At 66.1% G+C, this 23,918-nt stretch carries 19 protein-coding genes and 1 tRNA gene; 9 read left to right on the plus strand and 11 right to left on the minus strand.

What is annotated here, in order from left to right; translation table 11 throughout:
• Positions 1 to 61: 61 nt before the first annotated feature.
• The 5 genes from PX554_RS04815 (at position 62) to PX554_RS04835 (ending at position 5,469) form a co-directional block, all read left to right on the plus strand.
• Positions 62 to 1,300 carry a TIGR04063 family PEP-CTERM/XrtA system glycosyltransferase gene (locus PX554_RS04815; protein WP_275499428.1) on the plus strand — a complete coding sequence of 413 codons (1,239 nt, stop codon included), beginning with the start codon at positions 62 to 64 and terminating at the stop codon, positions 1,298 to 1,300.
• Positions 1,273 to 2,073: a hypothetical protein gene (locus PX554_RS04820; RefSeq protein ID WP_275499429.1), complete on the plus strand. Its 801-nt coding sequence runs from the start codon at positions 1,273 to 1,275 to the stop codon at positions 2,071 to 2,073. The genes PX554_RS04815 and PX554_RS04820 overlap by 28 nt, the downstream gene beginning before the upstream one ends.
• A gap of 37 nt (positions 2,074 to 2,110) precedes the next feature.
• Complete coding sequence (cysS, locus tag PX554_RS04825) at positions 2,111 to 3,559, plus strand: cysteine--tRNA ligase (protein WP_275499431.1); 1,449 nt, start codon at positions 2,111 to 2,113, stop codon at positions 3,557 to 3,559.
• A 186-nt stretch (positions 3,560 to 3,745) separates the two neighbouring features.
• On the plus strand, positions 3,746 to 5,332 hold the full coding sequence (locus tag PX554_RS04830; RefSeq protein WP_275499432.1) for a class II 3-deoxy-7-phosphoheptulonate synthase: 1,587 nt from the start codon (positions 3,746 to 3,748) through the stop codon (positions 5,330 to 5,332).
• A 62-nt stretch (positions 5,333 to 5,394) separates the two neighbouring features.
• Positions 5,395 to 5,469: transfer RNA gene (locus PX554_RS04835), tRNA-Glu, on the plus strand.
• 426 nt (positions 5,470 to 5,895) lie between these two features.
• Here the strand turns inward: PX554_RS04835 and PX554_RS04840 are convergent.
• Positions 5,896 to 6,975, minus strand: coding sequence for a TauD/TfdA family dioxygenase (locus PX554_RS04840; protein WP_093221820.1), 1,080 nt, complete (start codon positions 6,973 to 6,975; stop codon positions 5,896 to 5,898).
• Positions 6,976 to 7,604: 629 nt separating this feature from the next.
• On the opposite strand from PX554_RS04840, the gene PX554_RS04845 reads away from it, so the two are divergent.
• From PX554_RS04845 to PX554_RS04855, 3 genes are all read left to right on the plus strand, one after another.
• Positions 7,605 to 9,926, plus strand: a complete 2,322-nt coding sequence (locus PX554_RS04845) for a TonB-dependent receptor (protein ID WP_275499434.1) — start codon at positions 7,605 to 7,607, stop codon at positions 9,924 to 9,926.
• A gap of 192 nt (positions 9,927 to 10,118) precedes the next feature.
• A complete protein-coding gene (locus PX554_RS04850; RefSeq protein WP_275499436.1) occupies positions 10,119 to 11,042 on the plus strand; it encodes a ribokinase in 924 nt (307 codons plus the stop codon).
• A 14-nt stretch (positions 11,043 to 11,056) separates the two neighbouring features.
• The gene (locus PX554_RS04855; RefSeq protein WP_338061567.1) at positions 11,057 to 11,911 is read left to right on the plus strand and encodes a TauD/TfdA dioxygenase family protein; all 855 of its coding nucleotides are present in this window, start codon (positions 11,057 to 11,059) and stop codon (positions 11,909 to 11,911) included.
• 63 nt (positions 11,912 to 11,974) lie between these two features.
• Here PX554_RS04855 and PX554_RS04860 read toward each other — a convergent pair whose 3' ends face one another.
• Genes PX554_RS04860 through PX554_RS04875 form a run of 4 tightly spaced genes read right to left on the minus strand, consistent with a single transcriptional unit; the run spans position 11,975 to position 16,432 of the window.
• Positions 11,975 to 13,219 (minus strand): MFS transporter, encoded by a 1,245-nt coding sequence (locus PX554_RS04860; protein WP_275499438.1) that lies wholly within the window; start codon positions 13,217 to 13,219, stop codon positions 11,975 to 11,977.
• 45 nt (positions 13,220 to 13,264) lie between these two features.
• Positions 13,265 to 14,668: an amidohydrolase family protein gene (locus PX554_RS04865; protein ID WP_275499439.1), complete on the minus strand. Its 1,404-nt coding sequence runs from the start codon at positions 14,666 to 14,668 to the stop codon at positions 13,265 to 13,267.
• Positions 14,665 to 15,309 (minus strand): cysteine hydrolase family protein, encoded by a 645-nt coding sequence (locus tag PX554_RS04870; protein WP_275499441.1) that lies wholly within the window; start codon positions 15,307 to 15,309, stop codon positions 14,665 to 14,667. Before PX554_RS04870 ends, PX554_RS04865 begins: the two co-directional genes overlap by 4 nt.
• Positions 15,302 to 16,432 (minus strand): LLM class flavin-dependent oxidoreductase, encoded by a 1,131-nt coding sequence (locus PX554_RS04875; protein WP_275499443.1) that lies wholly within the window; start codon positions 16,430 to 16,432, stop codon positions 15,302 to 15,304. Before PX554_RS04875 ends, PX554_RS04870 begins: the two co-directional genes overlap by 8 nt.
• A 214-nt stretch (positions 16,433 to 16,646) precedes the next feature.
• Here PX554_RS04875 and PX554_RS04880 point away from each other — a divergent pair, with 214 nt between their 5' ends.
• Positions 16,647 to 17,477 carry an oxidoreductase gene (locus PX554_RS04880; RefSeq protein WP_275499445.1) on the plus strand — a complete coding sequence of 277 codons (831 nt, stop codon included), beginning with the start codon at positions 16,647 to 16,649 and terminating at the stop codon, positions 17,475 to 17,477.
• Positions 17,478 to 17,555: 78 nt separating this feature from the next.
• On the opposite strand, the gene PX554_RS04885 is transcribed toward PX554_RS04880, so the two are convergent.
• The 6 genes from PX554_RS04885 to PX554_RS04910 all read right to left on the minus strand — a co-directional run bounded on the left by PX554_RS04885 (position 17,556) and on the right by PX554_RS04910 (position 23,907).
• Positions 17,556 to 17,939, minus strand: coding sequence for a type II toxin-antitoxin system VapC family toxin (locus PX554_RS04885; protein ID WP_093221026.1), 384 nt, complete (start codon positions 17,937 to 17,939; stop codon positions 17,556 to 17,558).
• Entirely contained in the window at positions 17,936 to 18,193 is a 258-nt protein-coding gene (locus tag PX554_RS04890; RefSeq protein WP_093221829.1) for a type II toxin-antitoxin system Phd/YefM family antitoxin, read from the minus strand. The genes PX554_RS04885 and PX554_RS04890 overlap by 4 nt, the downstream gene beginning before the upstream one ends.
• A 284-nt stretch (positions 18,194 to 18,477) precedes the next feature.
• Positions 18,478 to 20,010: a CRTAC1 family protein gene (locus PX554_RS04895; protein ID WP_275499450.1), complete on the minus strand. Its 1,533-nt coding sequence runs from the start codon at positions 20,008 to 20,010 to the stop codon at positions 18,478 to 18,480.
• A 38-nt stretch (positions 20,011 to 20,048) separates the two neighbouring features.
• Positions 20,049 to 21,308 carry a dipeptidase gene (locus PX554_RS04900; protein WP_275499451.1) on the minus strand — a complete coding sequence of 420 codons (1,260 nt, stop codon included), beginning with the start codon at positions 21,306 to 21,308 and terminating at the stop codon, positions 20,049 to 20,051.
• Positions 21,305 to 21,775 carry a hypothetical protein gene (locus PX554_RS04905; protein WP_093221034.1) on the minus strand — a complete coding sequence of 157 codons (471 nt, stop codon included), beginning with the start codon at positions 21,773 to 21,775 and terminating at the stop codon, positions 21,305 to 21,307. The genes PX554_RS04900 and PX554_RS04905 overlap by 4 nt, the downstream gene beginning before the upstream one ends.
• A 23-nt stretch (positions 21,776 to 21,798) precedes the next feature.
• Positions 21,799 to 23,907 carry a penicillin acylase family protein gene (locus tag PX554_RS04910; RefSeq protein WP_275499454.1) on the minus strand — a complete coding sequence of 703 codons (2,109 nt, stop codon included), beginning with the start codon at positions 23,905 to 23,907 and terminating at the stop codon, positions 21,799 to 21,801.
• Between the last annotated feature and the right edge of the window lie 11 nt (positions 23,908 to 23,918).

The following is a 23,918-nucleotide window of genomic DNA, read 5'->3' on the forward strand; positions in this document are numbered from 1 at the left end:
ACCGCGAATACGCGCCGCGAGTTGAGGCTCCGTTAAGCACTGGCGTGCGAGGGTGGCGGTGATGAAAATCCTCCACGTTCTCGACCACGGTTTGCCGTTGCAGAGCGGCTATACCTTCCGCACCCGCGCGATCCTGAGGGCGCAGCAGGCACGCGGCTGGCAGGTCGCCGCCGTCACGGGCACGCGCCAGGGCGCATCGGCGGCGGCGGCCGAGACGGTCGACGGCATCGACTTCCACCGTACCGCGCCGATCGGCGCCTCGCCGCCGGTGCTGGGCGAGCTGCGCGAAATCCGGGCGCTGTCGCGCCGCGTCGCCGAGGTGGCGGAGACGTTCCGCCCGGACATCCTCCACGCGCATTCGCCGGTGCTCGGCGCGCTGGCCGCGCTCCGCGTCGCGCGGGCGACGCGGCTGCCGCTGGTCTATGAGATTCGCGCCTTCTGGGAGGACGCGGCGGTCGGCAATGGCACCGGGCGCGAGGGATCGGCGCGCTACCGGGCGACGAAGATGCTCGAGACCTGGGCGGTGCGCCGCGCCGATGCCGTGTCGGTGATCTGCGAGGGCCTGCGCGGCGACCTCATCGCGCGCGGCATCGCGCCGGACAAGATCCTTGTTTCGCCCAACGGGGTCGATCTCGCGCTGTTTGGCACCCCGCTCGCCTATGACGATGCGCTTGCGCGGCGGATCGGCGTCACGGGGGCCGAGGTGATCGGCTTCATCGGCAGCTTCTATGATTACGAAGGCATCGACGATCTGATCGCGGCGATGCCCGCCCTCGTCGCGGCGCGCCCGACCGCGCGGCTGCTGCTGGTCGGCGGCGGGCCGATGGAAGCGGCGCTGCGCGCGCAGGCGGCGGCCTCTCCGATGGCGAGCCATATCCATTTCGTCGGCCGCGTGCCGCATGATGAAATCGACCGCTATTACAGCCTCGTCGACATCCTCGCATATCCGCGCAAACGGATGCGGCTGACCGACCTCGTCACGCCGCTCAAGCCACTGGAGGCGATGGCGCAGCGCCGGCTGGTCGCCGCGTCGGATGTCGGCGGGCACCGCGAGCTGATCCGCGATGGGATCACCGGCACCTTGTTCCCGCCCGGCGATCCCGCCGGGATCGCCGCCGCGCTCGCCGGTCTGCTCGGCGACCGCGACGGCTGGGAGGAGCGCCGCGACCGCGGCCGCGCCTTCGTCGAGGCCGAGCGCAACTGGGCGGTCAACGTCGGTCGTTACGAACCTGTTTACCAAAAACTTACCAGTGCGGTGGCATCACCCCGCCCATGGTCGCGTCCCCCCGTCAGCGTCTGATCCTGCCCATCGCGCCGCTCGGCGCGGGCGTGACGGGCGCGTTCATCGCCTTGCTGTTCCTCCTGATGCCGACGGACGCGCTCGAATCGCTCGTCGTCGACAGTGGCGTCGCCACCCTGCTCGACGCGGCGCGGCCGCCGCTCGGGCTCACCGCGCGCGCGGTGCTGGCGCTCTCGGGCGGCGGCGCGGGCGCGCTGTTGGCGTGGATCGCGCTGTTCGTCGCGTTCGGCACGCGGCTGGTGATCCTCAACGGGTCGATCGCGAACGGCGATGCGGTGCCGCCCCAGCGCCGTGCGGACGCGCATCCCGACGCGCCGCCGCGCCAGCCGGTATTCGCCAACCGCGATCTCGGCACGCCCTTCCTCGATGTCCGCGCCGAGGCGCCCGCCGCGGTGCCGATGGGCGCGGCACGCGCGCGGCCGCTGCCTGCCAATCTCGACGTGCCGCTGGCGCTGTTCGATCCGGTCTCGTTCGCCGCGCGCACCGTGCCCGGTCCGGTCGAAATCCCTGAACCCATCCGCGAACAGCGTGACACCGCGCCGATCCCGATCCGGCGCGACACCGCCGACGTGCTCGGCCTGATCGCCGTCTCGATGCGATCCGCCCCGCCGGTGCGCCGCGCCGAGGCCGAATCGCCCGCCTCGATCCGCGCGCTGCTCGACCGGCTCGAACGCAGCGTCGCGCAGCGCGGCACCGCTCCTACGCCGGGCCGGCCGGATTCGATCCGCGATACGCTCGATACGCTGCGCGGCCTCGCCACGCGCGCCGGCTGATTTGCCCGCCACGGCGCGCGCGGCTAAGGCGTGAGCGATGACCGGCAGCCCCCTCACCCTCTACAACAGCCTCACCCGCGCGACCGAGACGTTCGTGCCGATCGACCCGGCCAACGTGCGCGTCTATTCGTGCGGGCCGACCGTCTACAATTACGCCCACATCGGCAACTTGCGCGCCTATGTCTTCACCGACACGCTGAGCCGGGTGCTGACGTGGAAGGCCAAAGAGTCAGGATGGGGCCCCCTCACCCATATCATCAACATCACCGATGTCGGCCACCTCACCTCCGACGCGGACGCCGGCGACGACAAGATGGAAGCCGCAGCACGCGCCCGCGCGATGAGCATCTGGGACATCGCCGCGCATTATACCGCGGCGTTCAAACAGAACCTGCGTGACCTCAACATCCGCGAGCCGGCCAAATTCCCGCTCGCGACCGATCATATCGCCGAGATGATCGCGTTCGGCGAGAAGATCGCGCCCAAACATTGCTACCGGCTGGAAAGCGGCCTGTATTTCGACGTGTCGACCGTGCCCGATTACGGCCGGCTCGCGCGCGTGGCGGACGATGCGCGTGAAGGCCGGATCGACCCGGTCGCGGGCAAGCGCAACCCGCAGGATTTCGCGATCTGGCGCACCTCGGCACCCGGCGAGAACCGGCAGATGGAATGGGATTCGCCCTGGGGCCGCGGCGCGCCGGGCTGGCACCTCGAATGTTCGGTGATGAGCCGGAAATATCTGGGGGACGGGTTCGACATCCACACCGGCGGAATCGACCACCGCGAGATCCACCACCCCAACGAGATCGCACAGAACCAGGCGCATTGCGACTGCGCCGACACCGGCGCGAGGGTGTGGATGCACAACAATTTCCTCGTCGAGCGCGCAGGCAAGATGTCGAAATCGTCGGGCGATTTCACGACGTTGCAGACGCTGGTCGATCGCGGCTTCCACCCCCTCGCCTATCGGCTGATGTGCCTGTCCGCGCATTACCGCAGCGAACTTGAATTCTCATGGGAGAATCTGGCGGCGGCGTTCACCCGGTTGAAGCGGCTGGTGATGGCGGTTGAGGCGCTGCGCGCGCGTGACGACGGCACCGAGAAGGGCGACGCCGCGCCGTATCTCGCGCGGCTCGACGAAGCGGTGTCCGACGATCTGGGCACGCCGCGCGCGCTGCCGGTGCTCGATGAACTGCTCGCCGACAAGAAGCTGTCGCCCGCCACGCGGCTTGCGGCGTTGGGCGCGTTCGTCGATGTGCTCGGCCTGCCGCTGCTGACGCTGGCGCGCGCCGACCTGCGCGTGATGCCAGCGGGCGCGACCATCATCCCCGCCGAAATCGAGGACCGCCTCGTCGAGCGCAAAGCCGCGCGAGTCGCCAAGGACTTCCCCCGCTCCGATGCGCTGCGCGACGAACTCGCCGCCGCTGGCGTCGAGGTGATGGATGGCGATCCGCTGGGGTGGGACTGGAAGCCGATCATCGATTAGGTTCGCGCAGAGGCGCAGAGGACGCAGAGAGGTCGGAAATCGCGCGATGGAGCGGAGAAGAAAATCAAAGCGGCCGAAGGCCGCATCTCCTTCTCTGCGTCCTCTGCGCCTCTGCGCGAACCAATTTACCCTATCCGCGTAAACGCCCTTGTACCGCTTACCCTATTCGGGTAATGGCCGCCTCCCATGACGACACTCGCAGGCATCAAGATCAAGCGCTTCCGAGAGGAACGCACCCTCAGTCGGGCCGCGTTCGGCGCGTGGTATGGCGCGCCCGGCAGCACGGTGCAGGGCTGGGAGGAAGACGGCAAACGCGCCGGCAGTCAGATCGTCAACCAGATCGCCGCGAACGGCATCGCCACGCACGCCGACTGGTACGTCCAAATTCGAACGGAGAACGACATGAGCACCTGGTCGCCCGATAGCTGGACGCGCGCCGAGGCCCGGCAGATGCCGACCTATCCCGATGCCGCCGCGCTCGACGCGGCGACCGACACGCTCGCCAGCTTCCCGCCGCTCGTCTTCGCGGGCGAGGCGCGCAATCTCACCGCCGATCTCGCCAAGGTCGCCGAGGGCAAGGCGTTCCTGCTGCAAGGCGGGGACTGCGCCGAATCGTTCGCCGAGCATAGCGCCAACAACATCCGCGACACCTTCCGCGTCATCCTCCAGATGGCGGTGGTGCTCACCTATGCGTCCAAGCTGCCGGTGGTGAAGGTCGGCCGCATGGCGGGCCAGTTCGCCAAGCCGCGCTCGGCCGACATGGAGACGGTCGGCGGTGTCGAGCTGCCGAGCTATCGCGGCGATATCGTCAACGACATCGCGTTCACGCCGGAAAGCCGCATTCCCGATCCGCAGCGGATGGTGCGCGCCTACAGCCAGTCGGCGGCGACGCTCAACCTGCTGCGTGCGTTCGCGGGTGGCGGCTATGCCAATCTCCACCAGGTTCACCGCTGGACGCACGACTTCATGGGCCGCAGCCCGTGGTCGCAGAAATATGCCGACGTCGCCGACCGGATCGGCGAGGCGCTCGACTTCATGGAAGCGTGCGGGATCAACCCCGAGACGGTGCCGCAGCTCGCGCAGACCAATTTCTACACCAGCCATGAAGCGCTGCTGCTGCGCTACGAACAGGCGCTGACCCGGCAGGATTCGCTGACCGGCGACTGGTACGACACGTCGGCGCATATGCTGTGGATCGGCGACCGCACGCGCTTCGAAGGCAGCGCGCACGTCGAATATCTGCGCGGCATCGGCAATCCGATCGGCATGAAGTGCGGCCCGAGCCTTGAGCCCGACGCGCTGCTGCGGCTGCTCGACACGCTCAATCCGGGGCGCGTGCCGGGCCGGATGACGCTCATCACCCGCTATGGCCACGATACGATCGAAAAGGGCCTGCCCAAGCTGGTGCGCGCGGTGATGCGCGAAGGCCATCCGGTGGTGTGGAGCTGCGACCCGATGCACGGCAACGTCGTCAAGGCCGCCAACGGCTATAAGACGCGGCCGTTCGACCGCATCCTCGCCGAAGTGCGCGGCTTCTTCGCGGTCCACCGCGCCGAAGGCTCGATCGCGGGCGGCATCCACGCCGAGATGACCGGACAGAACGTGACCGAATGCACCGGCGGCGCGGTCGACGTGACCGAACAGTCGCTCGCCGATCGCTACCACACGCATTGCGACCCGCGCCTCAACGCGGGGCAAAGCCTGGAGCTCGCATTCCTGCTCGCCGAGATGCTCAACGCCGAAATGTCCGAACGCCGCCGCGCAGCGGCGTAACCGCGACAATCCATCTTGACCGTTGGCGGCGCGCACCGTAAAGCCGCGCCTCCAACGCATACGGCCCCTTCGTCTAGCGGTTAGGACGACGCCCTCTCACGGCGTAAGCACGAGTTCGATTCTCGTAGGGGTCACCATCGCCATCAACTCGTCGGACATGCCGCGACCATGATCGCGGACGCCTATCACAATCCCACCTCTGTCCCTGCGGCCAAGCCCGAGGGGCGCAAGGTCGGCGACTAGCTACGCCCCACCGTGGGCTCACATCTGCATCAATCGAAACTCGTTGTTTCTTCGCTCTTGCTCGACGCGGACTCTGAACTCACCAGCGGGGTCGGAGCCCAGATCAACACACGTCGCTGTCATGTGGTTCTACGCAATCAACACGTTCGTTTTCGAGGACGTACCGGAACCCGCCGAGTGTCAGGTGAATGGAAGCAAATCCTACAGCCAAGCCGAATCGAACGGTCTTTCCGGTGAAGCCGAATGTGAGGCGTTGGGCCTCCGGCAAACCCGGCGCGGTTCACGGCAGGACACCCCTGTCCGCTTGGCCTCGAGACAAATTATGAGATCAACCTCGGCACGGACATCTCGCGGATCGAGAAGCGGGCGTCGGGATGCTCCGAAGCGCCGTCGCGGCTCTGGGCACGGTGCTGGACCACGCCGTTCTTGCCGAAGCCGGGGACGACTGGGCGGTCGGTATGGCTCGACAGCCACAGCCTCAGCAGATGCCGCTTGCGCTGCGGCTCGGGCCAGTCGTCGAACGCGGTGCGCGCGTGCAGCGCCGCATAGTTGGAGAGCCATTGGATATCGCCGGGGCGGAAATCCATCTCGATCGCCATGCCGGGTTCGTAGGTGATTTCATCGAACAGCCGCAGCACCTCGATCTGGTCGTCGCTCAGCTTGGGAACGCCGGGATACTCCTGCGCGGTGAGGATGTAGAGTGACCCCGCGTACATGCTGAATACGCCTTCCTCGACACTCACTACCGGCGACGTGTAGGTGTCGGCGGGCGCGTTATGGTCCTGCCGGCGCCAGTCCCAGTGGAACGGCTCGAGCAACAGCCCGGCGAGATCCGGCCGCCGACGCAGGATCTCGTTGTAGATTTCCGCGCCCGACACGAGGCAAGACAGGCCGCCCTGCTTGGCCCCGCGCAGGCACATCAGCGCGACGATGTCCGAACTGTCGGAATGATACACCAATTTGTCGCGCACCTTGGAAGACAGCGCGGTCGGGTCGTCCATCGTCTTGTCGGAGGTGGCATAGACATGGTCGAGCAGATCGCCCATTTCGTTCTGCCGGATCGGATCGCCCATGTGGAGGCCGAGCACATAATAGATCGCGGCGGAGAGCGCGTCCGAATAGAGGTGCGACTTCAGCCCGCGCACCAGCACGAAGCCACGCCCGAAATCGACATCGCGCCGCCATGACCGCACCGCGTCCGCGGCCGCATCGAGCGGATAGTCGGCCGCCTGCACGAAACGCAGATCGGGATCGTCGGCGAGGAAGCGCGTGCCGAGCGCCTCGAGTTCGGCGACTTGCCGGTCATCGAGCGTGTAGACCCAGTCCTCGCCTGTCATAAGCCGGTCACCACGCCAGGCTGCTTCGGTGTGGACGGGGTCAGGGATGTCGGCAACGCGCATGATGGTCTCCATTTGCCAGCCTGTATCGAGCGGCAGCCCGACCCAGTCTTGTTCCACCGCGCACAGTGACATTGCAGCAGCGCCAAACATGCATCGAAGCTGCGGCTGCGGTGCGCGATGCCCCGGAAAAGCGAACCTTGGCTGGAATTTCTACGCCTGGCGACAAGTTTTGCCGCGCGCGGCTCGATAGCATCCCCACACGCCCCATGATCCGTCGCGAGCGAAGCGGCGCCTAGGGACGGTGCATGGCGGTGCCGGCTGGCCGAGTCTTGGCGGTGGCGGGCGCTGGGGATCAAATTTTGCGGCGTTGCCCCCAGCTTGGCCCTCATGCACGTTTACCGGCGAATCACAAGGCAGTTGCCCGGTGGTTCGTCGCAAGGACGCGGCATGCTGTCGCCACGGGCAGCGAGCGGTCAAGCCGGCGGGACAGCGGGCTGGGCGCGATACTGGGATGAGGGCCTGGAGAAGGCGCTGGCATGCGTGGCCGTGAAGGCTGCGCACGAGAGTGGGGGATTTTTGTGATCACGAAATATCGAATTGTTGGATCCGCAAGCGTCTCCATCCTGGCGCTGATGGCGGCGGCGTGCCCCGCGATTGCGGCGGCGGAGGATGTTCCGGCGGCGGCTCCGATGCCGGCGGCCGTGGCACCAGAACCCGATACGTCGGAGGCGGCACCGCCCGAGATCGTCGTGACGGCGGAACGCACCAACGTCACGCTGCAAAAGACCAATCTGTCGGTGACGGCGGTGACGGCGGACACGCTCGCCAAGAGCAACATCACCGAGATCACCGGCCTCAACGGCGCGGTGCCGGGGCTTGTCGTCGCCAAAAGCGGGGGCGGCGAGCGGCAGATTTCGATCCGCGGGATCGGCTCCGAAACGCCTGAAAATCCGCAAACCCAACCGGGCGTCTCGGTCCATGTCGACGGCGTCTACATCTTCAACTCGATCGCCGCGAACGCCGCGTTCATCGACGTCGCGCAAGTCGAAGTGCTGCGCGGACCACAGGGCACGATGTACGGGCAGGGATCGACCGGCGGCACGATCAACATCGTGTCGAAGCAGCCCGAGCTCGGCAAATGGACCGGCAACGTCGATGCCGGCTATGGCAATTACAACCTCGTCAAGACCGATGGCGCGCTCAACGTGCCGATCGGCGACACGATCGCCATCCGTGGCGCGATCCAATATTACAATCACGACGGGTACGCCAAGGCGACCAAGGTCGCCGGCCAGCCCGATTACCAGCTCGACAACGCCAACGATCTCGGCGGCAAACTGTCGCTCAAATGGCAGCCGGCCGATAACGTTTCGCTGCTGCTGAGCACGATCCAGTATCGCGGCGACGCAAACGCGCCGGCGCAGAAGAACATCCTCGATCCAGAACCCGATCCCCGTGTGCTGACGCAGGATTATCCGGGCAAGTCATACATCCGCACGCAGCTTTATTACGGCGTGCTCAAGTTCGACATGGGGCCGGTGGTGTTCAACTCGATCACCGGGTATCAGAAGCTGCGCAGCATCCAGTCCTGGGACGGCGACGGTCTCGACACCGATCTGTTCTACGCGCTGACCAACGCTCAGGCGCCGGGTGCGGGGGTAAAGTACGATCACATCGCGACATGGACGCAGAACACCGAAAGCTGGACGCAGGAGTACAATCTCGCTTCCAACACGGACGGACGGCTCCGCTGGATCGTCGGCGGCGTGTATCTGCATTCGACGAACAACAGCTATATCAACGAGTTCCGATCGAATGAAGGGAATGGGCTGAATGCCGCGTTGCCCGTCTCGGCGGCGTATAACGACCCGTTGGTGAAGACCATCACATATGCCGAACTCTCGGCGGTCACGCGGGAGGCCTATGCCGGTTACGCGCAGGGCACCTACAAGCTGACCGACCGGCTCTCGTTCACGGCGGGCATCCGCTACAACCATGACACCTATAGCGGCGTCAGCGCCAGCCAGTCGGGGCCGACCTCGAGCAACACGTCCGGCGCTTATCTCCAGCCGAAGCCCGGGGTCGGCACCAGCACCAATCGCGTCACCGGCAAGGCGGCGCTGAACTACGATATCACCGGCACGAGCATGGTTTACGCGAGCTATACACGTGGCTTCAAACCAGGCGGGATCAACAGCTCGGCCGCGGTCGGCAACAGCTCCTATACGATTTTCGGCTTCAAGGACGGGACCAAGCCGACCTTCAAGCCCGAAGAACTCGATTCATTCGAGATCGGTTCAAAGAACCGCTTCTTCAACAACACACTTCAGCTCAACGCATCGGGCTTCTTCTACCTGTACCACAATATGCAGTTCCTCGAGGAAGATGCGGTGCTCTTCGGCAACGGCGTCAGCAACGCGCCCGAAGCGCAGGTGCTCGGCGCCGAGATCGAAGCGGACTGGCACCCCACCCGGCATCTGCGCTTCGAAGGATCGCTGTCGCTGCTGCACAGCGAGTTCACCAGCGATTATTACGCGCTTGATCCCACCAAAGCGCGCAACGCGCAAATCGCCGCTGGCTATGCCGGCGTCGGCGGGTTCTACTCGAACTTCTACATGGCGACGCTCGCGCGCGAAGCGGCACGGGTCAACATCAACGGCAACAAGCTGCCCAAGATGCCGACGGCGCAAGGGTCGGTGGCGGCATCCTGGACCGGCGAGGTCGGCCCCGGCGAGTTCACCGCACGCGCGCAATACATCTACCGTGGCGGCTACAATTCACGCGTGTTCGCCGATCCGGTCGCCGACAAGACGCCGAACTACTCGCAGGTCAACCTGTTCGCCAATTACGACTTCGCCAACAGCGGATTCCACGCCTCGGTGACGGTGACCAACCTGTTCGACGAGGCGGGCGTCAACTCGCGCTTCACCGATCCTTATGGCAGCGGCCAGGTGTCCAACACCTACATCCCGCCGCGCCAGGCGATCTTTTCGCTCGGATACCGGTTCTGACCGACCCGCGGGAAGCCTGCTCCCGCGTCGCTTATGGCCGCCGCCTTCGGGTGGCGGCCACTCTTTTTTGGGGCGCGGCGGCCGATGGTCTGGCGTTTTGATGGTAACGGAATTGAAATTTGTCGTGATCGGCACCGGCGGTGAATCGCGGATGGCGACCGGGAATGATCCCATTGTCTCGAAGGGCTTCGCATGAGCGTCACGGTGTTCGGCTCTCTCAATCTCGATATCGCCCTGCGCTTGCCGGCAAGGGCGGCCTGGGGGCAGACCCTGCTGGTCGATGAAAGCGCGCAGGCTGTCGGCGGCAAGGGACTGAACCAGGCGATCGCCGCCGCGCGCTTCGGGTCACCGACGCGGATGGCGGGCGCGGTGGGCAAAGACGCGGCCGGCGAGATGCTGCGCGCCGCATTGGCGGCCGAGGGTGTCGATATCGCGAATGTCGAGACGCTCGATGGTGTCGGCAGCGGACGCGCGACGATCCTGATCGAACCGGCGGGCGACAACATGATCTTGGTCGAGGCCGCCGCGAACGCGCACGCGCGCGCCAAGGCCGGACTGGCCGCGCTCGATCGCGACAGCCGGGTGCTGCTGGTCCAGTTGGAGACCGACGTGGATGCGGTCGCGGCGATGTTCGCGAACCCGGCGGCCGCGTCGTTGTGCAAGATCCTCAACGCCGCGCCGGCGATTCCCGCCGGCGCGGCACTGTTCGGCCTCGCCGACATGCTGATCTTCAATCAGACCGAGTTCGCCGACTATCTGGCGCTCGATCGCGAGCCGGCGAGTATCGACGACGTACTGGTCGCCCGCCGCCTGCTCACCCGTCCCGACCAGGCGGTCATCGTCACGCTCGGCGCGATCGGATCGGCGATGGTCTGGGCCGAGCGCTCGGTCTTCGCACCGGCGTTTCCGGCGGAGACGGTGATCGACACCAGCGGCGCGGGCGACTGCTTCTGCGGCGTCGTGGCGGCATGCATCGACCAGGGAACCGCGCCGGAACAGGCGTTGCGTCTGGCCAACGCCGCCGCGTCGATCGCGGTCGGCCGGCACGGCGCCGCGCCATCGATGCCGAAGCGCGCCGAAGTGGCGGCGCTGCTCGGCGAGGCGATCACACATTGATGGTGGGAGATGAGATGATGGACATTGCCCTGCACGAACGCCCGCACGCCGCCACGCGCTATCGGCACATCAGCGTGGCACCGCTCAATCCGACGATCGGCGCGGTGGTGGGCGGAGTGGACCTGACCATGCCGTTTGGCGAAGATGTCGCCGATGAGCTTCGCCGTGTCCTCGCCGAGCATCTGGTGATCTTCTTCCACGATCAACCGATCGATTTCGACGCGCATCGCCGGCTCGCGGCGGTGTTCGGCGAGGCGCATGTCGCGCCCAGCACGGTGCCGTGGCAGGTGCCGGGCTATCCCGAGATCACCCGGATGCACGCCGACGCCAACTCGACCTTCGTCGCCGGCGAGGACTGGCATTCGGATATGAGCTGCGATCCCGCTCCGCCGATGGGATCGATCCTGTACCTCCACACATTGCCCACGCTCGGCGGCGACACGGTGTTTTCGAGCATGTACGCCGCCTATGATGCGCTGTCCGACGGGATGAAGGCGCGGATCGCCGGGCTGCGCGCGGTCCATGACGGCGTAAAGGCGTTCGGCGATATCGTGCCCGAGGGCATGGCGCTGCCACGCTCGTCGCATCCGGTGGTGCGCACGCACCCGGTGACGGGGCGCAAGGCGCTCTACGTCAACCGCAGCTACACGACGCGGATCGAAGGCCTGTCCGAGCGCGAGAGTGACGCGCTGCTCGCCTTCCTCAACGAGCATGTCCAGAACCCGATGTTCCAGTGCCGCTTCACCTGGCGCCCCCACGCGATCGCGGTCTGGGACAATCGCTGCAGCCAGCACATGGCGATCTGGGACTATTTCCCGCAGGTGCGGTCGGGTTACCGCATCCAGGTCAAGGGCGAGGTTCCCGAATAACGTACGCGATCGCGCGTCGCTCAAAGGAGGGCAGCCGGCACGATCCGGCTGCCCTCTTTCGTTTCAGCCCTCCAGCGGTTCGGCGGCGCCGAACCCGGCGAGATGCGCGGTTACGCCGCGCGGCTGCGGCTTGCGCAACATCGCGACCAGCGCGAACAGGACCAGGCTCACGCCTGCCAGCGCATAGAAGATGCCCGAGAAACTGCCGGTCTGATCGCGGACCATGCCGCCCAAGGCCGGTCCGAGCGCGGCGGAGGTCGAAACCGCGGTCATGATCGAATACAGCTCCAGCGCGGCGCGACGGCCGAAATATTCCTGAAGCAGCATGATCGTGCTGACATAGCTGAAGCCGAGGCCCCCGCCGAACGCCAGCAGCCAGACGACCAGCACGCCTGAGCCGTTGGCCAGCGCCAATGTCGCCGCCGAAAGCGCGAGCGTGCCGAGCGAGAACATTGTCAGCACGCGCGGCGAGGTCTTCTCGCCGATCACGCCGGCAAGCGCCGAGCCGATCGCGCAGACCAATGCCGACAGGCTGATGAACTGGGTCGCCTGATCCGCCGCCAAGCCGTGCTCGAGCAGATGCTGATAGGCGAAGCTATGCGTCGTGGTGTTGATCGCGAGGCACGCGGTATAGGCGAAGATCACCACCCAGAATTGCGGCGTTGCGAGCGCATCGCGGACTTTCCAGCCGGAGGACGCGGGCGCCGGCTCGGCGCTTTGCTCGGCCGCTGGGCGGGCGATCGCGAGCCGGCTGGTGATGAGTACGGACAGCCCGCCGATCACCACCGCCCCCAACCCGAGCATAAGCCAGTACAGCCGCCACGACAGGCCGGCGGATTGCGACACGTAATAGAGCAGCGGGCCGAACACCGCGCCGAGGTTGCCGATCGTGAAATACACGCCCAGCGCGGTCGAGCGGCGGTTGAAGATGCTGGAGAGCACATGCACCGCCGGCACGGTGCCGCAGAAGCAGAACCCCACGCCCAGTAGCGTCGTGCCGAGATAATAAGCGGCGACGCCGGTCGCGAGGTACAGCAACCCGAACCCGGCCAGCAACACCGCCGTACCGGCGAGCATGGTCCGCGCCACGCCGAGCTTGCGGACGGTATAGGCGGGCGCGAGGCTGAGGAGGCCGCACGCCACCCCGAGCAAGGTGAAGCCGAACCCGGCTTGCGCCCAGCTCATGCCGAAATCCTTGACCATCGCCGGCAGCACCATGCCCAGCGAGTTGAAGGTGCCTGCGGTCAGCAGGAAATAGAGCAGGCTGAGGATCAGCAGAACGGCGTAGTTGATCGGCTTGCTACTCATGCCTGGCGCCTTTCACAGCGGGTCGAAGAAGGAAGTTTCGGTACATCACAGCACCGGCCATGCGCTTGGAACGGTCTTGCCCGCCCGCGCGAGCAGAAGCGGAGCGATCGCCTCGACCTCGGCGAGCAGTGCGGCTTCGTCGATCAGCGTCGCGCGATAGTTTTCGACGACGCGCCTGCCATCGACCCAAACGCTATGCACGCCACGCCCGTCCGCCGACCAGACGAGCTGGTTGACGGCATTGAGCAGCGGCATCCATTCCGGCCGGTCGCGATCGTGCGCGACGAAATCGGCCTTCTTGCCGGGTTCGAGCGAGCCGATCAGGTGGCTCATCCGCGCTCCGGCGGCGCCGTTGAGCGTCGCGCATTCGAGCACGTCATAGGCCGAGAACAGGCTGCCATCGCGGCGCGAATCCTTGAACAGCCCGGCGGTGACGAACATCGCCCGCATCATGTCGGCGGAATTGCCGTTGTTGTTGCCGTCGGTGCCGAGCTGGATCGGCACGCCGGCCGCCGCCATTTCGGGGAACAGCCCCGAGTGGCTGGCCCCATAGGCGCCCTTCATCGCCGTCATCGGGCAATGCGTGACGTGCGTGCCGGTCTGCGCGAGCAAATCGACCTCGTGCGCGTCGAGATAGATCGCGTGCGTCAGCGAGAGATGCGGGCCGAGCGCGCCGATATCGGCGAGGTGGGCGATCGGGCGCTTGCCCGTGGTGGCGAGATAGAAGTCGGGATCGGCGGGATCGGGACTCATATGCGCGGTGACGCCAGCGCCGAATTCATGCGCGAGCGCGGTCGCGGCGCGCCACAGATCGTCGGTCGCGAGCGAATGGCCGACCAGCGCGGGCCAGGCGGCGAGCAAGGGATCGCCGTGGCACGGATAGCGCTCGACCTCGCTGTGCAGACCCGCGATCGCGGCGCGGGTGAGCGCGGCCTGGTCCTCGTGCGGCGCGAAAGCACGATCCTGCGTCCAGCGCCCGATCCGGCCGCGAATGCCGGTCTCGGCGAGGCCGTCATGGACCGCGTCGAGATCGAGGATCGTGCCCGCCTCGATGAAACAGGTCGTGCCGGTACGCAGCATCTCCAGCGCGGCGAAACGCGCCGACAGCCGCTCCTCCTGCGGGGTCTGCGCCTGATAGGTCGGGATCAGCCAGCCGAGCACGTTGGCTTCCCAATCGGCATCGTCGGGCACCGCCCCGCGCGTGATCGGCTCGCCGGTGATATGGACATGGCAATTGACGAAGCCCGGCGTCAGCACGAAGCGCGATCCGTCGATCGTCTCGCGCGGGGACACCGCCGCCGCGACCTCGGCGCTCGGGCCGACCGCGTGGATGCGGTCGCCGATCACCGCGACCGCGCCGTCGCGGTAGATGCGACGCTCGGCATCCATCGTCACGACCCACCCGCCGCGGATCAGCAGGTCCACGGGCGTGGGGTGCGGATCGCTCATGCCGACCATGCGGCGACCACGGCATCGGTCGTGACGAGCAGCGAGGTGTGGCTCGCCAGCGCCTTGAGCGCGCCGGCATGAACATCCGGCTCGAAACTGGCACAGGCGTCCGACACGACGAAGGTGTGGAAATCGCGGTGGAACGCGTCACGCGCGGTCGAATCGACGCAGCAATCGGTGGTCAGCCCGGTCAGCACCAACGTGTCGATCCCACGCGCGCGCAATTTCTGCTCGAAGTCGGTGCCGTGGAAGCTCGAATAGACGAGCTTTTCGACCTCGATATCGCCCGGCTCGGGATGGACGCGGTAATAAGCCTCGCCGCCGCTGCCGACACGGCAGATGCCCGCATCGCCGGGCGTGCCCTTGCGCGCCATCCATGTCTTGAGCGCGTTCGAATCGGTTTCCGGCCGCGTCATCACCCGCATGAAGCCGACCGTCGCGCCAGCGCGGCGCGCCGCCGCGATCAGCGCCTCGATCCGGTCGATCGCGTCTTCGGCCGGGCTCATGTCGGTGCCGTAGCGGCCGATCAGTCCGTCTTTCGAGGCGAAATCGACCTGAACATCGACGACGATGAGGGCGGTGCGCGCGGGCGCGATCATGTCGCCCAGGTCGGTGACGTGCGGCAGGGCGGTGTCAGGCATCGGCCGCTTCCATCACCTTCGCCGGGAAGCGTTCGCGCAGCACCGGCAGCACCTTTTCGCCGAAGATCGGCAGCGCTGTGAGGTAATCGGGGAAGATCAGCATCAACCCGTCGAGCGAGGTCTTCTCGAAGATTTCGCTCAGCCGCGCGATCACCGTCTCGGGAGTGCCCATCACGTGCGGCGTCATGAAGGTCGAGCGCGCTTTCTGGACGAACGCATTTTCCTTGCCGATCTCGGCGTCGAGGAAGCCATAGGCGCGCATCATGCCGTAGAGCGCCTCTTCGTCGAGCCCGGCGCGGAAATGCTCGGCAGTCGCGGCGGCGGCGGCGTCGGTCCCGCCGAACACGATCGTCATCATCGAATAGGTGCGGATCGTCTCGCCAAGCTCGGCGGCGCCGGCCTTGGCGTCGGCGCTGGCCTTGGCGAGTTGCGCGACATCGCCGCCCGAAAGGAACAGCGCGTCCATCTCCTGTGCGGTGAAACGCACGCCGGCCTTTGACGTGCCCGCGCACACCAGGAACGGCGGCGTCTTGGGCTTGGGATCGGACATGCAATCCTCAAGCGTGAAATACTTGCCGTGCTGCGTGACCGAATCCTCGTTCCACAGCGCCTTGATCGCCTGAATCCATTCGGTCGCGAGCACATAGCGTTCGTCATGATCAACGCCCTCGGGCCAGGCGCCCATCTGCGCGAACTCGCCCTTATAGGCGCCGGTGACGACGTTCAGCCCGGCGCGGCCGTGGCTGATCTGGTCGAGCGTCGCGATCATCTTCGCGGTGACGGCGGGGTTCTGGAGCAGGGTGTGGACGGTCGCCCAAACCTTCACCCGGCTGGTCGCCTGCGCGAGCGCCGCCATCATCATCGGCGAATCGAGCGTATGGCGCCAATGTTCGGTCCGGCCGCCGTAGCCCCGGTATTTCGCCATCGCCATGATGAAATCGAGCCCGATCTCGTCGGCGAGCCGCGCCGCCGCGAGATTATAGTCATAGGAGCCGTCGAGCGGCGGGGCGTTGGAGGACAGAATCCAGCCGCCATTGGCCATCGGCATGAAGATGCCGAGATCCCGCCCGCCGCTGTCCGAGGGCAGGCCGAAGGTTGCGGGCCGTGGATACGTCTTTGACACTCTAGTCCCCTGCTTATCGCGTCGCCGCGGCAAGGTATGATGGGATGCGGCGCGGTTCTTGTCGCTGCACGCCCATGCTGTTGTCTCGCCCACGTCGCGGCCGATAGGTCGGCGAGATACACGTCGGGATCAAGCCTTGGGGCGTGGCGGGGCAAGATGCGGCGGCCCCGCGCGCGGTAACGCGGCAAGGGCAGACAAGAAGGGGGCGGCGCGTATGCGGAACTGGTTCATCACGGGCGTGAGCACGGGGCTCGGCAGGGCGCTCGCAAAGGCGGCGCTCGCCACCGGCGATACGGTCGTGGGGACGGCGCGCTCGGCCGATGCGCTGGCCGCGTTCGAAGCGCTCGCGCCCGGTCGCGCGACCGGACTGCCGCTCGACGTGACCGATCTCGATGCCATCGCCGTGGCCGTGAACGAGGCCGAACGGCGCACCGGCGGCCTCGACATCGTCGTCAACAACGCCGGCCTCGGCTATACCGGCGCGATCGAGGAGACCCCCATCGCCGATGCCAAGGCGTTGTTCGACGTGAACGTCTGGGGGCCGCTCGCGGTGATCCAGGCGGCGCTCCCGCACCTGCGCGCGCGCCGCGCCGGGCATATCGTCAACATCGGTTCGATCAGCGGATTGGCGTGCTGGCACGGCACCGGACTCTATGGCGCGTCCAAATTCGCGCTCGACTGTATCGGCCGCACGCTGGCGCAGGAGGTGGGGCCGCTCGGCATCAAGGTTACGAACGTCGCGCCGGGCGGGATGCGCACCGAGTTCGCCGCGACGCGACTGTGCGGCGCCGATCCGACGATCGCCGATTATGCCGAGACCGCGCACTTGGCGCGCGAAGTGCTCTTGGGCCATTACGGCGAGGAGCCAAGCGACCCCGATCTGATCGCGCACGCGATCCTGACCGCCCTCGCCGCACCCGAGCCGCCTTTGGTGCTGCTGCTCGGCACCGATGCCCTGGGCTACGCGCAACGCGAGTTCGCGATGCTCGGCGGTGAGCTGGAGCGGTGGGTCGGCCTCACCACCTCGGTCGCCGTGCCGCGCTGACGGGGCGCTTGGCGGTACATGAACTTCTGGCCGAAGTTGGTAAGGCGAAAGAGCCCGCGAGTGTCGCCTATTGGCTCCTCAAGCAGCTCGCGCCAGATCAGTCGCTGAGAAATCATCACCGACGAACAGGAGTGGCGCCGCCATCTCGTTTGCAAGTGCGTAAGCGAAACAATCGCCGAAGTTGAGGCCGGCTGGGTTGATACCTTTGCCCCATCTACCATAGGCGTCTGCAACCTGACGGGCCATCGCGGGAGTGACGGGGGAGATGTTGATGCCTAAGCCGTCAAGCAGGCGGCGCATCTCTTGGCCGCACCCGCGGCGGTCTGCGACGATTAGCGCTTCCGCAACGGTCCCCGCCGACATCGACAGGGCTTCCGCGGTCGAAAGCGCGTCCATGCAGTCTGCCGCTGCAGGCTCGTCCAGCAGGACTGCCATCAGCGCCGAGGTGTCGACTACAATCACTGCGGCAGCCCGTCTTCACCGTACAACTCGTCCTGGCTATGGGCAGCGCTCGGCCCTGGTGTGACGTGGCTCGCGGCGCTGTGTCGCACTGCCTCCAGAAGGGCGCGGCGATCGGCCGCGGTGCGTTTTTGCGCTACGGGCACCAATCGCACGGCGGCACGACCGTGTCGTGTGAGCACAATCTCATCGCCTGCCTCCGCGCGACGAACGAGGTCCGTCAGTTGCCCCTTCGCTTCACTCACAGAAACTTCCATGATCCTAACTCCTGTACTGCCAGGATAGACCATCTGATAGTCCAAATCAATGACCGGCCTTGCGCCCCTACTTACGACGACGGGCGCAAAGTGCTTGAACAAGAGTCCGCTCCCGGGGCGCCTAAGCTCCGCTGACAGGCCCTTTCTGCATCTTCGTCACCGGCAGCAGACGACCAAAACGCGCCATTCGGCTTTCCTGCCTCACTCTGCAAAACTGCCGCTCGTTCATCAGCGAGTCCGACTTCAGAATTTTCGCATGCTTGCGTCACGTCGTTGAAATATTATCACAAATCCTGGCGCTTAATCACAAGATCACCGCGAAAGTATTTGCGCGGGTCCACCCCGACGATACGCTGCGTGGTAGGCCCTTTCCGGCTCATAAACACAACTTCGACAGTGACGGGTGCAAGCTTCGCCAGCCCGAAATGCACCGGCTGTTCATTCTGCACGCCATAGCCACCGCCGGTCGAGACCTGCGCGGCACCGAGGAGCTTGCCCGCCGCATCGTAGAGCCGCACTTCGGCGCCCTGCTGATTGTATCGGCCATTCGCGCCCAGCACGAGCACGTTCAGGCTGCGCCGCGCCGCCGCGCGCGGCAGATCGTTGTGGAACAGATAATGGCCGCCGACCGGGCTGTAGCCGCGCGTGATCGACAGATCGAGCGCGCCGTCGCGATCGTAGTCGATCCATTCGACACCGTGGTCCCCCGCGCTGAGCAGATCGCCGGGTTTGAGCACGTTGACGAAGCCCTTGCCCTTCAGATTGTGGAACAAGGCGTCGGCCGGCTGCTGCTGTCCGGGCTCGCCGTGATACGACATCACCATCAGGTCGATATAGCCGTCATTGTCGTAATCGCCCCATGACGCGCCGACCGCATGGTTCTCGACCCCGACGCCCATCGACTCGGCGACGTTGGTGAAAGTGCCGTCGCCATTGTTGTGCCACAGCACGTTGCGGCCGTAATTGGGGACGAAGATATCGAGATTGCCGTCATTGTCGAAATCGCCGATCGCGCAGCCGACGCCGCCTTCGTCCTTGGTACGGCCAGACATCGCCATGCCGAGCGCCGGCGCGACATCGGTGAAGCCCTTGCCGCCGTCGTTGCGCCACAGCGCATCGGTCTTGCCCGACTGGTTGGCGAGGAACAGATCGAGATAACCGTCCTTGTTATAGTCGAGCCAGCACGCGCCGACGGTCGAGCGCGCGTCGGTCGGCCCCGCGCCGGGAAAGGCATCGACGAACCGTCCGCCGTCGTTGCGATAGAGCCGGTTCGCGCCGGTCCGGTCGGTCGCGTAGAGATCGAGGTCGCCGTCATTGTCATAGTCGATCCAGGTGTTCTGGCGCGACGAACGGCCGGGCATGGTCAGCCCGACGGCGGGCGCGACATCGACGAAACGCTTGCCCGCGAGATTGTGGAACAGCATGCTCGCACCCGTCGGCACCGACGAGCCGACCAGCAGATCGGGGTAGCCGTCACCGTCGTAATCGCCCCAGCTCAGCCCGCGCGCCTCCTGCTTGGGTGCCGCGCGCGGCAGTCCGACCGCAGCACCGACATCGACGAGCGTGCCGGCATCGTTGCGGTACAGCCGGATCTCGCCGCTCTTGAGCGAAACCGCGAGATCGAGATCGCCGTCGCGATCAAAATCCGCCCAGGCGTTGGAAAGCGAGCCCGGCACGTGAAACGTCTCGGGCTGCCGCTCGGAAAAGGGCGGCGGCTGATCGGCTGGCGCCGCCGCGATCGCATGCACGCCGACGAAAGCCGCCGCGATCGCCGCCGCCGCGCAGCCGATCCGCGCGCGTGTCCATGCCTTGCCCATCCTGTGCTCCCCTCGCCTTATGCCGGATGCCACTTCGATTAGTTGGTAACGGGAATCTTCGGCACCGCCACCGGATCGGCGAGCGCCTGCGCCTGACGCAGTACGCGCAGCGCGTTACCGCCCCAGACCTTGCCGACGTCCGCCGGGGTGTAGCCCGCCTCCAGCAACGCCGCCGTCACCTTGGGATAGTCGGTGATGTCGTCGAGGCCGTCGATGCCGCCGCCGCCGTCGAAATCGCCGCTGACGCCGACATGGTCGATCCCGACCAGTCGGATCGCATGGAGCAGATGCGCCATGAACATCTCGAACGTCGCGCGCGGCGCGGGATAGCGCGCCTCGAACGCCTTGCGCTGCGCCATCAGCGCGCGCTTGTCGGCAACGCTCATGCTGTCCATCCGCATGAAGCCGCCCATCAGCGCCTTCATCGCGGCATCGCGCGCCGGATCGGGCGGAGGCGCCGCGACCATATAGGCGCTATAGGCGTTGATCTGGATGACGCCGCCGTTCGCGGCGACCAGCTTGGCATCCGCGTCGGAGACGTTGCGCGGATGGTCGTGGATCGCGCGCATCCCCGAATGCGACAGGATGATCGGCGCTTTCGAGAGTGCTACCGCCTGGCGCAACACCTCGTCCGAGGCATGCGACACGTCGATGACGACGCCGAGCCGATTGGCCTCGGCGATGAACTGCTTCCCCTTGGGCGACAGGCCGTGCCACTCGGGGGTGTCGGTCGCGCTGTCGGCGAGGTCGTTGTTTTTGAAGTGGACCGGGCTCATCATCGTCACGCCGAGCGCGCGGAAGGTGCGCATCAGCGTCAGGTCGCCCTCGAACGGATAGCCGTTCTCCATGCTCAGGAACACGAAGCGCTTGTGCGCCGCCACCGCCTTCGCCGCATCGTCGGCGGTGAGCGCGAGGCGGAACACGTCGCTATGCTTCGCCACCATCTCGCGAATTTGCACCGCGCGCTGGATGCCGAAATCGCGCGCGGCCCAGTCGCCCTCGGGCGTGCGCGGGCCGGACGGCGTATAGATCGCGAAGAACCCGCCATCGACGCCGCCATCGACCATGCGCGGGTAATCGACCTGATCGCCATCGGTCACGGTGGCGTGCCGATCCATGATGCTCCAACCGGGACGGCCGAGGTTGGCGGGCGTGTCGAAATGCGTGTCGAGCACGATCAGCGCCTCGTGCACCGCCCGCGCCGGGTCGGACGCCTTCGCCGATCCGGTCGCGGCGCCGCCCAGCATCAACGCGGCACCGGCCAGCGACGCCGCCGTGCGGCGGGAGCGCCGTCTCATTTCACCTTCTCGAACCATTCCAGGAACGCCTTGGACTTGCCATCCGGCGCCTTGCCGACGCCCCAGCGCACCAGCGATTTACCGTCTTTCGAAAATTCCCAATATTGCCCGACGATCACGTCGCCATCCTTCTGCTCGAGCACCTGGTAGGTGTTCGGCCCAAGCGTCTTGATGCGAATCTGGTTGAAGCGCGCATTGTCGTTGAGCGGCCCAACCTGATCGTCGAGCGTGGCGACGAAATCGTTCTTGTACGGCGGCTTGCCCTTCACCGTGTCGTTGACGGCGTGGTATTCGAGTGTGTTGGGGCTGAACTTCAGATCGATCGTCAGGCTGAACCCCTTGGGGAATTCCCCGTTGCTCCAGAAGCTTTTCGACTCGACCGAATGATACGTGCCGCTGTGATCGGCGGCGAACGCCGGCGAGGTGATCGCGGCGGCAAGCAGTAACGGCGCAAAGAGCATCTTCATGGGTTGGGTCCTGTCCTGAGAGATTAGAAACGATCGGTCGCTTCGAGGTTCTTCTCCACGTCCGCGCGATTGATCCACAGCGTGCGGAACGTCTTGCTGGCGAGGAACTTCAACTGGTCGCTGGCGTGCTTCGAGCCCGGCTGGCTGCTGTTGCCGTAGCTCATCACGCCGACCGCCTTCATCGGCGTGCCGAATTCAACCATCGACACCCAGGTTTCACCGGCGACGGGCGTGCGCTCGCCGTTCTTCATCGGCCCCCAGGTGATGGTGCGGAAGATGCCGGTGTTGCCCATGCCGCCGTTGGCCGGCAAATTGACGTCGCCGATGTGGAAGCGCGAAACGTCGCCATAGGGTCGATCGATCGCACCATAGAGCTGTTTGGTCTTGGCGACCGCCTGCTTGAGCATCGCCACGGCGGCGGCGGGGTCTTTCAGCCCGCGCGGGGTCTCCAGCGGATTGTCGAGCGTCCACTTCTCCGCATAATTCGCCTGGCTGGTGAAGTTGTTGGGCGCGAAGATCAGCGCCCAGGTCTCGAACAGCAACGCGCCGCGCGCGTCCGGCTCGTCGCGGTGGTCCCAGGCCGACAGCACCGCGACCGCCTGCTTGATGTCGGGATCGTCGCTGGTCGATGCGGCCTTGAGCAGATCGGGCAGCATCCGGTCCGCCATCAGCGCGGTGGTCGTCACCTTCTTGGCGACGAAATCGTCGAAGCTGATCGTGTTGGTGCCGGCGAGCAGCCGGTTCGACATTTGCGAGCGCTGGCTCATCGGTCCGACGACGGCGACATAGGCCGGGTACTTTTTGGGATCGAGCACGCGCGGCCAGGTCGAGACCCAGGGCGGATCGTTGGTGTTCTGGACGAACCCGCCCGCCGGATTGAACACCTTGGGCATGTCCGCATACGGATGGACATCCTTCCACAGCGTCGCCGAGGTATCGCCGGGCACCGGATGGCTCCAGTGCGCGAAATCGCCGCCGTCGGGGTGCTTGGGCAGGATGCCGTTGTCGAGATACAGGATGTTGCCGGCGCGGTCGCCATAGACGATGTTGAACATCGGCACTTGCAGCGTCTTGAGCGCCGCCTCGAACTGCGCCCAAGTGTGCGCCTTGCCCATGTCGAGATATTGCTGGAGCACGCCGGGCCGGTCGAGCCCGGCCACCTTGAGCGCGATCGTCGTCTTGCCGTCGGGCAGATCGAACACCGGCCCCTGCACCGTATAGCGCTGGGTGAAGCTCACCGTCTTGAGCGTGCCGTCGGGCTGCTTGACCTTGTAGCTTTTCGCGACCGTCTTGAACGGCAGCACCTTGCCGTCGAACGTATAGCCGCCATCGGCGAGCTTCAGGATGTAGCTCGTGTAGCCCGAGATCGTGTTGACAGTGTTGGTGAAGCCGAGATCGTTGTTGAACCCGAAGCGCAGCACCGGCAGCCCGACCTGCGTGGCGCCGTAGATGCTGATCCCCGGGCCGGTCATCTGCGCCTCGTAATAGGTGAGCAGGCTCGGCGCCCAGGGCAGATGCGGGTTGGCGAGCAGCATCGTATGCCCGCTCGCCGAGCGCGCCGGCGCGACCGCCCAGGCGTTCGACCCGCCCGCCTCGTTGACGGCGGGGCTGACGAGGACGCGCTTGTCGGAGGCGATGTAGAGATAGTTCATCAGCCGGTGCGCGTGCTGGATGACATCCAGCCCGGTGATCGGCAGGACGACCTTCACCGCCGGGTCGATCTTGTCGGGATGCGCGGCGGCATAGGCGTTGATCCCGGCGGCGAACGCGTCGAGATCGGCGCGCATCTGCGGGGTCTGCGCCTTGTACCAGGTGATCGAGCGGCTCGGCACGTCGTTGGCGACGATCCACTTGTCCTGGCTTTCGAAGCTGGCGCCCCAATATTCCGCCGCCCGGCCCCGCGATTCGCCATACATATGAAGCAGCAGATCGCCGTGGCTCTGCGCCTGCGCGTAGCCGAAGCCGTAGAAGGTGCCCGCCTCGGTCTTGGCGTAGATGTGCGGCACGCCAAAGCTGTCCCACAGGATCTCACCCCCCGCCCACGCCGGCGTGGCCGTCTTCGATTGCAGCGGCGCCGAGGCCGCGCCCAGCGCGACGCCGGCCAACGCCAGGCTCAAGAGCATTTTCCGCATCGTCTCGTCCT

It is taken from the genome of Sphingomonas pollutisoli (assembly GCF_029167165.1).
In the GTDB taxonomy this organism is placed as follows: domain Bacteria; phylum Pseudomonadota; class Alphaproteobacteria; order Sphingomonadales; family Sphingomonadaceae; genus Sphingomonas; species Sphingomonas pollutisoli.

Bases quoted from the DNA above. Each gene is read 5' to 3' on its own strand.
- PX554_RS04815 (WP_275499428.1), top strand. From the start codon at position 62: ATGAAAATCCTCCACGTTCTCGACCACGGTTTGCCGTTGCAGAGCGGC.
- PX554_RS04820 (WP_275499429.1), top strand. From the start codon at position 1,273: ATGGTCGCGTCCCCCCGTCAGCGTCTGATCCTGCCCATCGCGCCGCTC.
- cysS (WP_275499431.1), top strand. From the start codon at position 2,111: ATGACCGGCAGCCCCCTCACCCTCTACAACAGCCTCACCCGCGCGACC.
- PX554_RS04830 (WP_275499432.1), top strand. From the start codon at position 3,746: ATGACGACACTCGCAGGCATCAAGATCAAGCGCTTCCGAGAGGAACGC.
- PX554_RS04840 (WP_093221820.1), bottom strand. From the start codon at position 6,975: ATGCGCGTTGCCGACATCCCTGACCCCGTCCACACCGAAGCAGCCTGG.
- PX554_RS04845 (WP_275499434.1), top strand. From the start codon at position 7,605: ATGCCGGCGGCCGTGGCACCAGAACCCGATACGTCGGAGGCGGCACCG.
- PX554_RS04850 (WP_275499436.1), top strand. From the start codon at position 10,119: ATGAGCGTCACGGTGTTCGGCTCTCTCAATCTCGATATCGCCCTGCGC.
- PX554_RS04855 (WP_338061567.1), top strand. From the start codon at position 11,057: ATGATGGACATTGCCCTGCACGAACGCCCGCACGCCGCCACGCGCTAT.
- PX554_RS04860 (WP_275499438.1), bottom strand. From the start codon at position 13,219: ATGAGTAGCAAGCCGATCAACTACGCCGTTCTGCTGATCCTCAGCCTG.
- PX554_RS04865 (WP_275499439.1), bottom strand. From the start codon at position 14,668: ATGAGCGATCCGCACCCCACGCCCGTGGACCTGCTGATCCGCGGCGGG.
- PX554_RS04870 (WP_275499441.1), bottom strand. From the start codon at position 15,309: ATGCCTGACACCGCCCTGCCGCACGTCACCGACCTGGGCGACATGATC.
- PX554_RS04880 (WP_275499445.1), top strand. From the start codon at position 16,647: ATGCGGAACTGGTTCATCACGGGCGTGAGCACGGGGCTCGGCAGGGCG.
- PX554_RS04890 (WP_093221829.1), bottom strand. From the start codon at position 18,193: ATGGAAGTTTCTGTGAGTGAAGCGAAGGGGCAACTGACGGACCTCGTT.
- PX554_RS04895 (WP_275499450.1), bottom strand. From the start codon at position 20,010: ATGGGCAAGGCATGGACACGCGCGCGGATCGGCTGCGCGGCGGCGGCG.
- PX554_RS04900 (WP_275499451.1), bottom strand. From the start codon at position 21,308: ATGAGACGGCGCTCCCGCCGCACGGCGGCGTCGCTGGCCGGTGCCGCG.
- PX554_RS04905 (WP_093221034.1), bottom strand. From the start codon at position 21,775: ATGAAGATGCTCTTTGCGCCGTTACTGCTTGCCGCCGCGATCACCTCG.
- PX554_RS04910 (WP_275499454.1), bottom strand. From the start codon at position 23,907: ATGCGGAAAATGCTCTTGAGCCTGGCGTTGGCCGGCGTCGCGCTGGGC.